This is a genomic window from Ramlibacter algicola (assembly GCF_016641735.1).
In the GTDB taxonomy this organism is placed as follows: Bacteria; Pseudomonadota; Gammaproteobacteria; order Burkholderiales; family Burkholderiaceae_C; genus Ramlibacter; species Ramlibacter algicola.
In genome coordinates, this window is record NZ_JAEDAO010000001.1 from 1769896 (window position 1) to 1783637 (window position 13742).

Sequence of the window (13742 nt, forward strand, 5' to 3'; positions counted from 1 at the left end):
TGATTCATGTCAGTTCCGCTAGAGTCGCCGCACCTTGCATCCCGCCGATTCGTCCGACCGCACCCGCTGGGCCATGCTGATGGCCCTGGTCTCGGGGTTCGCGCTGAGCCAGGCCTTCCGCACCGTCGCCGCCATCATGGCGCCGCCGCTGCAGGCCGAGTTCCACCTCACGCCGTCGCAACTCGGCGTGTTCGCGGGCGCCTTCCACTTCGCCTTCGGCGGCCTGCAGCTGTTCATGGGCATGGGCATGGACCTGTGGGGGCCGCGCCGCACGGTGCTGGTTGTGTCGCCGCTCACGATCGTGGGCGCCATCGTCGCCGCCACCGCTCACTCGTACCCGCAGCTGATCGTCGGGCAGGTGATCATCGGCATCGGCTGCGCGCCGGCCTTCCTGGCGTGCACGATCGCGGTGTCGCGCTGGTTCGAGCCGCAGCGCTTCGCCGCGGTGAACGGCGCAGCGATGGGCGTCGGCACCATCGGCCTGCTGGTCACCGGCACGCCGCTCGCGTGGGTGATCGAGCAGTGGTCGTGGCGCGCCGGCTTCCTCGCGCTCGCCGTCCTCGCGGTGGGCGCCTGGCTGGCCATCTACCTGCTGGTGCGCGATGGCCACCAGGTCGCCGAAGGCGCGCCCGCGCGGCCGCTGGATGCGCTGCGTGGCTACGGCGAGTTGCTGCGGCTGCCGTTCACCTGGGGCATCGTGGTGCTGGCGCTGTTCACGTACGCATCGTTCCTCACGTTCCGCGGCCTGTGGCTCGGCCCGATGCTGGTGGAGCGCCATGGCTTCAGCCTGGTGCAGACCGGCAACGTGGCGCTGGTGTTCTCGTTCCTGAGCGCGTTCGGCCCGCCGCTGTATGGCCGCATCGATCCGGGCGACGCGCGCCGTCGCCGCTGGCTGTTCTGGTACACGCTGGGGTTCGGCGCGCTGTTCGTGGTGATGGCGTTCACGCGCTCCGTGGTGGTGGACCTGCTCGCCGGCGCCGTCGTGATGGTGCTGTCCGGCTACATGGTCATGCAGTACGCCGACGTGCGCGCCGCGTACCCGTCCCGCCTGATCGGCCGCGCGATGGCGGTGTTCACCATGGCCCTGTTCATGGGTGTCGCGCTGATGCAGTGGATCACCGGGCTGTTCGCCAATGCGGCGCCATCGCTCGGGATGGAGACCTACCAGGCAGTGCTGGGCAGCATCGCCATCCTGCTGGTGGGTGCGGCGATCGCGTTCAGGCTGCTGCCCGCACCGCGGCGCTGAGCATCCACGCGCTCGCGACTTCCACGAGTTCCTGCAGCACCTCGCTGTCCTTGCGCCCCGAGCGGGCCAGCACGTGGAACGCATGGTCGGCGCCTTCGACCACGTGCAGCGTCGCGCGGTGCAACGGCTGCACGACCTCGCGCACCAGTGCGAGGTCCGCCAGCGCATCGCGCGTGCCCTGCAGGAACAGCATCGGCACCGTCACCTCCGCGAGGTGCCGCGCTCGCTCCGTGCCCGGCTTGCCGGCCGGATGCAGCGGGAAACCGACGAACACGAGACCTTGCGCATCGGCCAGCAAGCCCGCGGACTGCGCCTGCGATGCCATGCGGCCACCGAACGACTTGCCGCCGGCGAACAATGGCACGCCCGGCGCGAGGCGCGCGGCCTCGCGCACCGCCGTTTGCAGCGCGCCATGCGCGATCGCGGGCGAGTCGGGCCGCTTCGAGCCCGACTGCATGAACGGGAACTGGAACCGCAGCACGGCGATGCCTTGGTCGTGCAGGCGCGCCGCCAGCTCGGCGAGGAAGTTGTGGCGCATGCCGGCACCGGCGCCGTGCGCGAGGACCAGCGCCGCCTGCGGCGATGGGGGCGACGTCCACAGTGCGTCCAGTGGACCGGACGGCGAAGCGAGCTGCAGCGAGGTGGGTGTCAGCGAGTCGGGCACGCGAATTTGGAGCGGCGGCGCACGCGGAAGGTTCAGCGCGCGCTGATTCGAACACAACCGTGGCACATCCGCGCGCCGCGTTTGCCACGGATCAGCGCGCGACTTGCACACACACGTTGATACGGACGCGCAGCACATGCCAACTCGGCGCTGGCCTATAAGAAAGCAAACCCTGACCAGGAGATGCCCATGAAGAAGTCGCTCGTTGCCCTGTCGCTCGTCGCGTTCGTGTCCCTGTCGCATGCGGCGGATTCCGCCTGCATGCAGGCGGCCAAGGACAAGAAGCTGGCCGGTGCGGCCCAGAAGTCGTTCGTGAAGAAGTGCGAGTCGGAAGCGAAGGCCAAGTGCGAGATGCAGGCTTCCGACAAGAAGCTGGCCGGCGCCGCCCGCACCAGCAGCGTCAAGAAGTGCGTCCGGGAAACGGCGCCGGCGAGCTGAGCAGCCGTTCGCCGGTCAGCGCGCGGCCGGTGTGGCCGCGAGCTGGTCCAGTTCCTGGTCGCTGAAGCCGGCGGCGCGCCGTGCGGCGAGATTGAACGGACCGCGCGGACGCGGGGCCCCGTACCGCGCCGCCAGCTCGGCGGCCGTGCGCACCGGCTCCAGCCCGCGCGCCGCGCACTCGGCCTCGAACCAGCGGTTGCCGATCGCGACGTGGCCGATCTCGTCGCGCAGGATGACGTCGAGGATCTCGCCCGCGCGGTGGTCGCCGGCGCCCACCAGCTTCGCCTTCACGGCCGGCGACGCATCCAGGCCGCGCGCTTCCAGGGTCCGCGGCACCAGGGCCAGTCGCGCGAGCAGGTCGCCGCGCGTTTTCTGCGCCATCTCCCACAGGCCGTTGTGCGCCGGGAAGTCGCCGTAGTCGAAACCCAGGCTGCGCAGGTGCTCGCGCAGCAGCTGGAAGTGCAGGCCTTCCTCGTGCGCGACGAGCGCCCAGTCCACGTAGAACTGCGCGGGCTGGCCCGGGTAGCGCCAGACCGCATCGGCCGCGAGGTCGATCGCGTTGAGTTCGATGTGTGCGATCGAGTGGAGCAGTGCCGCCCGGCCTTCGATCGTCCGGATGGAGCGCTGCTGCAACTGCGTGTGCGGCACCAGCTCGGGCCGTGCGGGACGGCCGGGCAAGCCGGGCGGTTCGTCGAGTGCCTCGTCGGCGCCGGCCGGCATGGACCGGTCGAGCGCGCGCGCCAGCTCGGCCTTGCGGCCGGGGTCGCTTTCGAGGAGCACGGCGAGGGCGGCGCGGCGCAGCGTCTGCATGCGGCGAGCATAGGCGATCGCCTGCCGGCGCCACCGTGGCCCGTCCCTACAATGGCCTTTTCGACTTGGGGCGACCGATGGCGGTGTACGAACTGGACGGCAAGCGGCCGCAGATGGGCGAAGGTGCCTGGGTGGCCGACACGGCCACGGTGATCGGCGACGTGGCGCTCGGCGCCCGCGCCAGCATCTGGTTCGGCGCCGTGGTGCGCGGCGATACCGAGCACATCACGATCGGCGAGGACACCAACATCCAGGACGGCTCGGTGCTGCATGCCGACGCCGGCAAGCCGCTGAAGATCGGCAAGGGCGTCACGGTCGGGCACCAGGTCATGCTGCACGGCTGCACCGTCGAGGACGGCGCGCTGGTGGGCAACCAGGCCGTCATCCTCAACGGAGCCATCATCCGCAAGGGCAGCATCGTCGGCGCCGGCAGCGTGGTCACCGAGAACAAGGAGTTCCCGGAGAACTCGCTGATCATCGGCTCGCCCGCGCGCGTGATCCGCACGCTGGACGCTTCGGCCGCCGCGATGATGGAGCGCAATGCCGCGCACTACGTGGACAACGCGGTGCGCTTCGCCAAGGGCTTGAAGAAGGTCGGGTAGGCACCACCTGCTCCAGCTTTGGTCCAGCGCTTCCATGTCCGAACTCCATAAATTCATCTTCGACGGCCTGCCCGTGCGCGGCGCGGTGGTGCGCCTGACCGACGCGTGGAGCGAGATCCTGGCCCGTCGCCAGGCCAACAAGACCAGCGGCGACTGGCCGCCGCCCGTGGCCGAGCTGCTGGGCGAGATGGCCGCCGCGGGCGTGCTGATGCAGTCGAACATCAAGTTCAACGGCGCGTTGATCCTGCAGATCTTCGGCGACGGCCCGGTCAAGGTGGCCGTGGCCGAGGTGCAGCACGACCTGAGCCTTCGCACGACCGCCAAGGTGGTCGGCGACGTGGCCGTCACGGACCGCCTGCCCGAGCTGGTGAACCTGCGCAACCAGGGGCGCTGCGCCATCACGCTGGACCCGCGCGACAAGTTTCCGGGCCAGCAGCCGTACCAGGGCGTGGTGCCGCTGCATGGCGACCATCGCGAGAAGCTCACGAAGCTGTCGGACGTGCTCGAGCACTACATGCTGCAGTCCGAGCAGCTGGACACGACGCTGGTGCTCGCGGCGGATGCGAAGGTGGCTGCGGGCCTGCTGATCCAGCGGCTGCCGGTGGAGGGCGAGGGGAACCTCGAGGGCTCGATGGTCAGCAAGGCCAACGAAGCGGAAATCGGCGTCAACGAGGACTACAACCGCATCTCGCTGCTGGCGCGCAGCCTGCAGCGCAACGAGCTGCTGGAGCTGGACATCGACACCATCCTGCGGCGGCTGTTCTGGGAAGAGAAGCTGCTGCGCTTCCCGCAGCAGACGCCGCGCTTCGCCTGCACCTGCAGCCGCGAGCGCGTGGCCAACATGATCCGCGGCCTGGGTCGCGAGGAAGCCGAGGGCATCGTCGCCGAGCAGGGCCAGATCGAGGTCGGCTGCGATTTCTGCGGCCAGCAGTACCGCTTCGACAGTGTCGACGCGGCGCAGCTGTTCACCTCGCCGGGGGACCAGCCGCCGGTGACGACAGCGGTGCAATGACCCTTCCGTCGTCCCCGCGGAGGCGGGGACCCATCGCTTCCAGTTCTAGCCTCACGAAAAGCGGAAAGCGATGGATTCCCGCCTCCGCGGGAATGACGGCGTGTCAGGTGCGAAGCATCGCGAAGAGGCGGTGCTCGCAATCCGGGTCGCTGCACTTCTCGCACACACCCTGCCAGCGCACCGGCGGCGGCTGGCGCCGCTCGCCCAGCGCCTCCAGCACCGGCACCAGCGCCTGCTGCTGGCGCTCGTCCCCCTGGCCGTACACGACGCGGTAGGCGATGCCATGCTGTTGCAGCAGCCCACGCAGTTGCGTGTCGACCAGCTCGCGGGTCGCGACGTCCCGATGCAAGCCGTCGGCCACCCAAGGCAGGTCGAGGCCGGCCAGCAGCGTGAGGCCGTAGGCGCGTTGCCGCTCGACGGCGAACCGATGGAGCGGGTGGTCGGGAAAGGCGATGCCGCTGTACGCGAGCACGACCAGCGCGGTGGTGTCCGCAATCACTACGTCGTGGGCCAGCGCAGCCGCCTGGACGTGCGCCTCCTGCTCCTGCGCGATCGCCAGGTGCTCCTCGGGCCGGGGCTCGCGTCCTTCGCGCCCGCACCAGGCGCGCAGCACTTCGGGCACGGCAGTGGCGCGCAATCCGCGGCCGCGCAAGGTGGCCGCGAGTTGCAGGGAGAGGGTGGACTTGCCCGTGCTCTCCGCGCCGACGAGCGCGACGGTCAGGGCCATGGGACGCGCGCTACTTGGGCGCGACGACGCTGACGAACAGTTCGTTGGGCTTGACCATGCCCAGTTCGAGGCGCGCCTTCTCCTCGACCATCTCGAGGCCTTCCTGCAGGTCTCGCACCTCGGCGGCGAGGCGCTCGTTGGCCTCGCGCGCCTTCTGGTTGGCCGCCAGCTGCTGCTGCAGCTTGCGCTGCGCCTCGCCGACGCTCGCCACGCTGCCGCGCCCGAACCACAGCTGCGCATGCACGACGGCGAGCAGCGCGAGCAGCAGGGCGGGGACGGCGCGGCGGGACATCCGTCCGGATCAGCGCAGGTTGTAGAAGGCCGCCATGCCGGGGTACTGGGCGATGTCGCCCAGGTCTTCCTCGATGCGCAGCAGCTGGTTGTACTTGGCCATCCTGTCCGAGCGCGAGAGCGAGCCGGTCTTGATCTGGCCCGCGTTGGTGCCCACCGCGATGTCGGCGATGGTGCTGTCCTCGGTCTCGCCCGAGCGGTGCGAGATCACCGCCGTGTAGTTGGCGCGCTTGGCCATCTCGATCGCCGCGAAGGTCTCGGTCAGCGTCCCGATCTGGTTGATCTTGATCAGGATCGAGTTGGCGATGTTCTTCTGGATGCCTTCCTTGAGGATCTTGGTGTTGGTGACGAACAGGTCGTCGCCCACCAGCTGCACCTGCTTGCCCATGCGGTCGGTCAGCAGGCGCCAGCCTTCCCAGTCGCCCTCGGCCATGCCGTCCTCGATGCTGATGATCGGGTACTTCTCGCACCACGACGCCAGGATCTCGGTCCACTCGCCGGCTTCCAGCACCTTGCCTTCGGCTTCCAGGTGGTAGCGGCCGTCCTTGAAGAACTCGCTGGACGCGCAGTCCAGGCCCAGGGCGACCTGCTCGCCCGGGCGGTACCCGGCGGCCTCGATGGCCTGCAGGATCATGCCGATGGCTGCTTCGTGGTTGTCGACGTTGGGAGCGAAACCACCCTCGTCGCCCACCGCCACGCTCATGCCCTTGTCGTGGATGATCTTCTTGAGCGCGTGGAACACCTCGGCGCCGTAGCGCAGCGACTCGCGGAAGCTGGTGGCCCCCACCGGGATGATCATCAGCTCCTGCAGGTCCAGGTTGTTGTTCGCGTGCGCGCCGCCGTTGACGACGTTCATCATCGGCACCGGCAGCAGGTTGCCGTTCATGCCGCCGAAATAGCGGTACAGCGGCAGGCCCGATTCCTCTGCCGCCGCGCGCGCCACCGCCATCGACACGGCCAGCATCGCGTTGGCGCCCAGGCGGCTCTTGTTCTCGGTGCCGTCCAGGTCGATCAGCGTCTTGTCCAGGAAGGCCTGCTCGGAAGCGTCGAGGCCCAGCACCGCTTCGGAGATCTCGGTGTTGATGTGTTCCACCGCGCGCAGCACGCCCTTGCCCAGGTAGCGCCCCTTGTCGCCGTCGCGCAGCTCGATGGCTTCGCGCGAGCCGGTGGACGCGCCGGACGGCACGGCGGCGCGGCCCATGGTGCCGGACTCCAGCAGGACGTCGCATTCGACGGTGGGATTGCCGCGCGAATCCAGGATCTCGCGGCCGACGATGTCAACGATGGCGCTCATGCTTCAAGTTTCTCGATCTAGGTGATGCGGTGAATTGTCTTTGAAACCCTCCCCTTCGAGGGGAGGGCTGGGGAGGGGTGGGCACATGCGCCGGAAGGGAACGGCGTCAGCCGATCCCTTCGACCAAGACCATGTTGAAGTACTCGGTCGTGCCATTGCGCAACGCGCGGGCCTGCGTGTATTGCTCGCCGTCGTAGAACGACTTCGCGGCCTCGAAGCTGGGAAAGCGCAGCACGCCCATGCGGTGCGGCTTCCAGCCGCCTTCCAGCGTCTCCTGCTTGCCGCCACGCGCCAGGTACTCGCCGCCGGCGGCCTTGACCGCCTCCTGTGCGCGCGCCATGTACTGCTTGTACTGGTCGAGGTTGGTGATGTTCATCGTGACCACGATGTAGGCGGCGGGCATGCGGTGTCTCCTGTCAGGCCTGGAAGTTGTTCTCGAGGAAGCCGTTCTTCTTGGTGACCTGGTCCAGCGCGACCAGTGTCTCCAGCAGCGCCTTCATGTGCTGCAGCGGCACGGCGTTGGGTCCGTCCGACAGGGCCTTGGCCGGGTCGGGGTGCGTCTCCATGAACAGGCCGGCCACGCCGACGGCGACGGCCGCGCGCGAGAGCACCGGCACCATCTCGCGCATGCCGCCCGAGCTGGTGCCCTGGCCGCCGGGCAGTTGCACCGAATGCGTCGCGTCGAACACGACGGGCGCGCCGGTCTCGCGCATGATCGCCAGCGAGCGCATGTCCGAGACCAGGTTGTTGTAGCCGAAGCTGGCGCCACGCTCGCACGCCATGAAGCTGTCCGGCGGCAGGCCCTTCTCGCGCGCGGCTTCGCGGGCCTTGTCGATGACGTTCTTCATCTCGTGCGGCGCGAGGAACTGGCCCTTCTTGATGTTCACCGGCTTGCCCGACTGCGCCACGGCGCGGATGAAGTCGGTCTGGCGGCACAGGAAGGCGGGCGTCTGCAGCACGTCGACGACCTTGGCGACCTCGGGCACTTCGGCTTCGGTGTGCACGTCGGTGAGCACCGGCACGCCCAGGTCTTTTTTCACCTTGGCCAGGATCTCGAGGCCCTTGGCCATGCCCGGGCCGCGGAAGCTGCCACCCGAGGTGCGGTTGGCCTTGTCGTAGCTGCTCTTGAAGATGAAGGGGATGCCCAGGGAGGCCGTGATCTCCTTCAGGCGCCCGGCGACGTCCATCTGCAGCTGCTCGGATTCGACGACGCAGGGGCCGGCGATCAGGAAGAAAGGCCGGTCCAGGCCGACCTCGAAGCCACACAGTTCCATGGAATCAGGCCCCCACGCTTGTCACTTCGTGTACTGCGCTGCCCCCCGAGGGGGCCGTCGCGCCCAGGAGCGGTCGGTCGGCGCTCACGCGACCGCCTTGAGCTTGGTGCCGGCGCCCTGGTGGTCCACCGCCGCCTTGATGAAGGCATTGAACAGCGGGTGGCCGTCCCACGGCGTCGACTTGAACTCGGGGTGGAACTGCACGCCCATGAACCAGGGGTGCACGTCCTGCGGCAACTCGACGATCTCGGTGAGGTGCTCGCGCTGCGTGAGCGCGGAGATCACCAGTCCCGCCTTGCGCAGCTGGTCGAGGTAATTGACGTTGGCTTCGTAGCGATGGCGGTGCCGTTCGTTGACGACGTCGCCGTAGATCTTGTGCGCCAGCGTGCCCTTGGCGACGTCCGAGCTTTGCGCGCCCAGGCGCATGGTGCCGCCCAGGTCGGAGTTGGCGTCGCGCTTGTTCACGATGCCGTCGGCACCGTGCCATTCGGTGATGAGCGCGATCACCGGGTTGGGCGTGTCCGGCTCGAACTCGGTGCTGTTCGCTTCGGCGAGGCCGGCGACGTGGCGCGCGTACTCGATGGTGGCGACCTGCATGCCCAGGCAGATGCCCAGGTACGGCACCTTGTTCTCGCGGGCGAAACGCGCGGCCGCGATCTTGCCTTCGATGCCTCGCTTGCCGAAGCCGCCGGGCACCAGCACCGCGTCGTACTTGGCCAGCTGCTGCGCGTTGCCCGATTCCAGCGCCTCGGAGTCGACGTAGTCGATCTTCACGCGCACGTGGTTCTTGAGGCCGGCGTGCTTGAGCGCCTCGTTCAGCGACTTGTAGCTGTCGGACAGGTCGACGTACTTGCCGACCATGGCGATGGTGACTTCGCCCTGCGGATGCTCGGTCTCGTACACGAGCTCGTCCCAGCGGCGGAGGCTGGCCGGCGGCGTGTTCAGGCGCAGCTTGTCGCAGATCAGTCCGTCCAGGCCCTGCTCATGCAGCATGCGCGGGACCTTGTAGATCGTGTTCACGTCCCACATGGAGATCACGCCCCACTCGGGCACGTTGGTGAACAGCGAGATCTTGGCGCGTTCCTCGTCGGGGATCTTGCGGTCGGCGCGGCAGAGCAGGGCGTCCGCCGAGATGCCGATCTCGCGCAGCTTCTGCGCCGTGTGCTGCGTCGGCTTGGTCTTGAGCTCGCCGGCCGCGGCGATCCACGGCACGTAGGTGAGGTGCACGAATGCCGTCTGGTTGGCGCCGAGGCGCAGGGACATCTGCCGCGCGGCTTCCAGGAACGGCAGCGACTCGATGTCGCCGACCGTGCCGCCGATCTCGACGATGGCGACTTCGGCCTCGTCCTTCTCGCCGACGCGCGCGCCGCGCTTGATGAAGTCCTGGATCTCGTTGGTGACGTGCGGGATGACCTGCACCGTCTTGCCCAGGTAGTCGCCGCGGCGTTCCTTCTCCAGCACGGCCTGGTAGATCTTGCCGGTGGTGAAGTTGTTCACCTTGCCCATGCGGGTGGTGACGAAGCGCTCGTAGTGGCCCAGGTCCAGGTCGGTCTCGGCGCCGTCGTCGGTGACGAACACCTCGCCGTGCTGGAACGGCGACATGGTGCCGGGATCCACGTTGATGTACGGGTCCAGCTTGATCAGGGTGACTTTGAGGCCGCGCGATTCGAGGATCGCGGCGAGGGAGGCTGAGGCGATTCCCTTGCCCAGGGAAGACACCACACCGCCGGTGACGAAGACGAATTTGGTCATGTCGTGCCGGAAGTCGTGCTTCCGGTTCGGTGGTAATGCGCGATTATACGGGCGGGACCCAGCAAGGACTCCTGCGGATCTTCCGCGTCGCCTGCTTCGGGCTCCCCCTCACGGCTTTCCGTTACATTGCCGCCCATGAGCGACCTGCAGGGCAAGCACCTCGTGCTCGGTCTCACCGGCGGCATCGCCTGCTACAAGGCGGCGGAGCTGTGCCGCGCTTTCATCAAGGAAGGCGCCACGGTGCAGGTCGTGATGACCGAGTCGGCGGAGCACTTCATCACGCCGACCACGATGCAGGCGCTGTCCGGCCGGCCCGTCTACACCTCGCAGTGGGACGCGCGCGAGCCGAACACGATGCCGCACATCAACCTCTCGCGCGAAGCCGACGCCATCGTCATCGCGCCGTGCAGTGCGGACTTCATGGCCAAGCTGGTGCACGGCCGCGCCGACGAATTGCTGTCGCTGATGTGCCTGGCACGGCCATTGGGACAGGTGCCGCTGCTGATCGCGCCGGCCATGAATCGCGAGATGTGGGCGCACCCGGCCACCCAGCGCAACATGGCGCAGCTCGACGCCGATGGCGCCGTGCTGCTCGGGGTTGGCACCGGCTTCCAGGCCTGCGGCGAAACCGGCGACGGCCGCATGCTGGAGCCGAACGAGATCCTGCAGGACGTCGTCGCCCACCTGCAGCCCAAGCCGCTCGCGGGCCGGCGCGTGGTCGTCACCGCGGGCCCGACGTTCGAAGCGATCGATCCGGTGCGCGGCATCACCAACCTGTCGAGCGGCAAGATGGGATTCGCCATCGCGCGCGCCGCCCGCGAGGCGGGTGCCGACGTCACGCTGGTCGCGGGCCCGGTGCACCAGCCCACGCCGCGCGGCGTGGGCCGCGTCGACGTCCAATCCGCGCGCGAGATGCTCGATGCCACCGTCGCCGCCGCCGCACAGGCCGACGTGTTCGTGGCGACGGCCGCGGTCGCCGACTGGCGCCCGTCGGCGCCGAGCCGGGACAAGATCAAGAAGACCGAGGGCGGCGCGCCGCCGCAGCTCGCGTTCACCGAGAACCCGGACATCCTCAAGACGATCGCGCAAGGTGAGCGTGCGCGCAGCGGCCGGCTGTTCTGCGTCGGCTTCGCCGCCGAGAGCCGCGACCTCGCCGCCAACGCGCAGGCCAAGCGCGAACGCAAGGGCGTGCCGCTGCTGGTGGGCAACATCGGCCCGGCCACCTTCGGCCGCGACGACAACGAGCTGCTGCTGGTCGACGCGCAGGGCACCCGCCCATTGCCCCGCGCGTCCAAGCGCGATCTCGCCCGCACGCTGGTCGCCGAAATCGCCAGCCGCCTGCCCCGCACCGCATGAACATCGACGTCAAGATCCTGGACCCGCGCATGGCGGACCAGCTGCCCACGTACGCCACGCCCGGCAGCGCCGGCCTCGACCTGCGCGCCTGCATCGACCAGCCGCTGCACCTCGGCCCCAACGAGTGGCACCTGGTGCCCACCGGCATCGCCATCTGGCTCAAGGATCCCGGCTACGCCGCGATGATCCTTCCGCGCTCGGGCCTCGGCCACAAGCACGGCATCGTGCTGGGCAACCTGGTCGGCCTGATCGACAGCGACTACCAGGGGCAGCTGATGGTCAGCTGCTGGAACCGCAGCGGCACGGCGTTCACGCTCAATCCGATGGAACGCCTGGCTCAGCTGGTGATCGTGCCCGTCGTCCAGGCGCAGTTCCGCGTCGTTGACGAGTTCCCGGCGACCGAACGTGGCGCCGGCGGCTACGGCTCCACCGGCAAAGGCTGAGCCTCTGGCGGCTGGGCCAGACGGGTCCGGTCGCTCCTACACCCCCTCCCGAGGGCTCCTGACAGGGATGCGCGGCCTTGGCGCGCCCCTGCCACAGGCCGCTTTGCCTGTAATGGCTTCACGGGGCGCACCAGCCTGGCTGCGCCGTGAGTCATCCACAGCATCCAAGGAGAAGTCCCATGCGCAAGCACCTCATGACCATCGCCGCCGTCTCCACGGCGGCCCTGCTGGCCGCCTGCGGCACCACGACGCCGGTGTCCGAGACGGCTTACCCTGTTGCAACCCCGGGCGGCTATTCGACCACCTACCCGGCGACGACGACCTACCCGTCCACCGCGCAGGTGCAGACCGCGCCGTCCGCCGTCGAACTCGGCCGCGTGACCGACATCCAGACCGTCGCGATGGGCGCGTCGGCTCCCGACAACCGCACCCGCAATGCCGTGATCGGCGGCGTCCTGGGCGCCGTGGTCGGCAGCGCGATCGGCAAGAACGTGGACAACGGCCACAGCCGCGCGGGGACCACCGTCCTGGGCGGTGCCGCGGGCGCCATGGCCGGCAGCCGCATCGGCCAGAACGATGCGAACACCGCCAGCGCGGGCGCGGGCGGCCCGGCCTACCGCGTGAGCGTGCAGACCGACCAGGGCGTGATGCGCACGTACGAAGTCGGCGCGCTGGGCGACCTGCGCGTGGGCGACCGCGTGCGGATCGAGAACAACGTGATCTACCGCGCTTCCTGATCGGCGCGCACGTGACGCGAAACGGGCGCCTCGGCGCCCTTTTTTTTTTGAGACACGGTCCCGCTGCTAGACTGCACCCCATGCACTCCCGCATGTCGATCCCGGCCATCATCCGAATTCGCCGCTGACCGGGCACGTTGCGCGTCGTCCCGGTCAGCCGGGTCGACGCACCGAGCGTCCTTCGCTCCCTTCGATCCACGCGCATCCCAGCCGCCGTCCCGCCGGACGGCGATCGCCGATGACCAGGATCGAAGCCATGCCTCCCCACCCACCTTCCGCGACTTGCCTCGAGCAGGTCTACCTCCTCGAACGCGATGCCGGCCTGCTGTGCCGCATCCTCGGCCTGTACGCCGCCCGCGGCGTGGACGTCGTCGACATGGGCTATGCGTACGCGGCCCAGGACGTGATGAAGCTGCATGTCTCGGTGGCCGGTGACGCCGGCATGGACGACGTGATGCGCGTGCTGGTCGACAAGGCGTCGACCTTCGTCGGCGTGATCGCCGCCTGCGAGCACGAGACGGCGTTGCGGCGCGCCGCCTGAGCGCGGCGGCTGGTGCTGCGGCTAGTGCAGCGACGGGCTGCCCGGCCCGTGCATGCCGCCGACGCGAAAGAAGCCGGTGCCGAGCGTGCCGTTGCCGATCTCGTCCTCGGTCGCCTCGCGCACGCCTTCCACCTTCAGGTGGATGCGCAGGGCGATGCCCGCCAGCGGGTGGTTGGCGTCGAGCACCACGTGCTCGGGATAGATCTCGGTGACGGCGTACATCTGGCCGTCGGGCGCGTTGCCCGTGTGGCCGGGCGGCAGGCTCTCGAACACCATGCCCTCCTCGAGTTCGGCCGGGAAGATGCCGCGCGGCTCGAGGAACACCAGCTGCCCGTCGTAGTCGCCGAACGCGTCTTCGGGCTCCAGGTGCAGGTCGAGCCGGTCGCCGGGCTCATGTCCCTGCAGCGCTTCCTCGATGCGGGCGAGGAGGTCACCGCCCCCGACGAGGAACTCCACCGGCTCCTCGAGGACGTCCAGTTCCTCGCCCAGCGTGTCCTTCAGGGTCCAGGTGAGCGCGACGACGCATTGCGGGGTGACTTGCATGGGGGAGAATTG

General features: G+C 69.0%; 17 protein-coding genes. 8 read left to right on the plus strand and 9 right to left on the minus strand.

Annotated features, from left to right (window positions below; all coding sequences use genetic code 11):
- Positions 1 to 34: 34 nt before the first annotated feature.
- Positions 35 to 1246, plus strand: coding sequence for an MFS transporter (locus tag I8E28_RS08630; protein ID WP_239027206.1), 1212 nt, complete (start codon positions 35 to 37; stop codon positions 1244 to 1246).
- Here the strand turns inward: I8E28_RS08630 and I8E28_RS08635 are convergent.
- Positions 1218 to 1910, minus strand: a complete 693-nt coding sequence (locus I8E28_RS08635; protein ID WP_338050743.1) for an alpha/beta hydrolase family protein — start codon at positions 1908 to 1910, stop codon at positions 1218 to 1220. The genes I8E28_RS08630 and I8E28_RS08635 overlap by 29 nt on opposite strands.
- A gap of 189 nt (positions 1911 to 2099) precedes the next feature.
- Between I8E28_RS08635 and I8E28_RS08640 the strand changes: the two genes are divergently transcribed.
- On the plus strand, positions 2100 to 2348 hold the full coding sequence (locus tag I8E28_RS08640) for a hypothetical protein (protein ID WP_200787582.1): 249 nt from the start codon (positions 2100 to 2102) through the stop codon (positions 2346 to 2348).
- A gap of 15 nt (positions 2349 to 2363) precedes the next feature.
- On the opposite strand, the gene I8E28_RS08645 is transcribed toward I8E28_RS08640, so the two are convergent.
- Entirely contained in the window at positions 2364 to 3158 is a 795-nt protein-coding gene (locus I8E28_RS08645) for a ferritin-like domain-containing protein (protein WP_200787583.1), read from the minus strand.
- Positions 3159 to 3235: 77 nt separating this feature from the next.
- Here I8E28_RS08645 and I8E28_RS08650 point away from each other — a divergent pair, with 77 nt between their 5' ends.
- Both I8E28_RS08650 and hslO read left to right on the plus strand, forming a co-directional pair.
- Entirely contained in the window at positions 3236 to 3760 is a 525-nt protein-coding gene (locus I8E28_RS08650) for a gamma carbonic anhydrase family protein (protein WP_200787584.1), read from the plus strand.
- Between the two features lie 34 nt (positions 3761 to 3794).
- Positions 3795 to 4772, plus strand: a complete 978-nt coding sequence (gene hslO, locus I8E28_RS08655) for an Hsp33 family molecular chaperone HslO (protein ID WP_200787585.1) — start codon at positions 3795 to 3797, stop codon at positions 4770 to 4772.
- A 103-nt stretch (positions 4773 to 4875) separates the two neighbouring features.
- Here hslO and I8E28_RS08660 read toward each other — a convergent pair whose 3' ends face one another.
- The 6 genes from I8E28_RS08660 to I8E28_RS08685 form a co-directional block, all read right to left on the minus strand.
- On the minus strand, positions 4876 to 5499 hold the full coding sequence (locus tag I8E28_RS08660) for an AAA family ATPase (RefSeq protein WP_239027207.1): 624 nt from the start codon (positions 5497 to 5499) through the stop codon (positions 4876 to 4878).
- A gap of 10 nt (positions 5500 to 5509) precedes the next feature.
- Entirely contained in the window at positions 5510 to 5791 is a 282-nt protein-coding gene (locus I8E28_RS08665) for a septum formation initiator family protein (protein WP_200787586.1), read from the minus strand.
- 9 nt (positions 5792 to 5800) lie between these two features.
- Entirely contained in the window at positions 5801 to 7084 is a 1284-nt protein-coding gene (eno, locus tag I8E28_RS08670; protein WP_200787587.1) for a phosphopyruvate hydratase, read from the minus strand.
- A gap of 106 nt (positions 7085 to 7190) precedes the next feature.
- Positions 7191 to 7487 carry a DUF1330 domain-containing protein gene (locus I8E28_RS08675; protein WP_200787588.1) on the minus strand — a complete coding sequence of 99 codons (297 nt, stop codon included), beginning with the start codon at positions 7485 to 7487 and terminating at the stop codon, positions 7191 to 7193.
- Positions 7488 to 7500: 13 nt separating this feature from the next.
- Positions 7501 to 8358, minus strand: coding sequence for a 3-deoxy-8-phosphooctulonate synthase (kdsA, locus tag I8E28_RS08680; RefSeq protein WP_200787589.1), 858 nt, complete (start codon positions 8356 to 8358; stop codon positions 7501 to 7503).
- Positions 8359 to 8442: 84 nt separating this feature from the next.
- Positions 8443 to 10110 carry a CTP synthase gene (locus I8E28_RS08685; protein ID WP_200787590.1) on the minus strand — a complete coding sequence of 556 codons (1668 nt, stop codon included), beginning with the start codon at positions 10108 to 10110 and terminating at the stop codon, positions 8443 to 8445.
- A 135-nt stretch (positions 10111 to 10245) separates the two neighbouring features.
- On the opposite strand from I8E28_RS08685, the gene coaBC reads away from it, so the two are divergent.
- From coaBC to I8E28_RS08705, 4 genes are all read left to right on the plus strand, one after another.
- Complete coding sequence (gene coaBC / locus I8E28_RS08690; protein ID WP_200787591.1) at positions 10246 to 11466, plus strand: bifunctional phosphopantothenoylcysteine decarboxylase/phosphopantothenate--cysteine ligase CoaBC; 1221 nt, start codon at positions 10246 to 10248, stop codon at positions 11464 to 11466.
- Positions 11463 to 11909, plus strand: coding sequence for a dUTP diphosphatase (gene dut, locus I8E28_RS08695; protein WP_200787592.1), 447 nt, complete (start codon positions 11463 to 11465; stop codon positions 11907 to 11909). The genes coaBC and dut overlap by 4 nt, the downstream gene beginning before the upstream one ends.
- Positions 11910 to 12088: 179 nt before the next feature.
- The gene (locus I8E28_RS08700) at positions 12089 to 12646 is read left to right on the plus strand and encodes a glycine zipper 2TM domain-containing protein (protein WP_200787593.1); all 558 of its coding nucleotides are present in this window, start codon (positions 12089 to 12091) and stop codon (positions 12644 to 12646) included.
- Positions 12647 to 12902: 256 nt separating this feature from the next.
- On the plus strand, positions 12903 to 13187 hold the full coding sequence (locus I8E28_RS08705) for a hypothetical protein (RefSeq protein WP_200787594.1): 285 nt from the start codon (positions 12903 to 12905) through the stop codon (positions 13185 to 13187).
- Between the two features lie 21 nt (positions 13188 to 13208).
- Here I8E28_RS08705 and I8E28_RS08710 read toward each other — a convergent pair whose 3' ends face one another.
- A complete protein-coding gene (locus I8E28_RS08710) occupies positions 13209 to 13730 on the minus strand; it encodes an FKBP-type peptidyl-prolyl cis-trans isomerase (RefSeq protein WP_200787595.1) in 522 nt (173 codons plus the stop codon).
- Positions 13731 to 13742 lie beyond the last annotated feature (12 nt).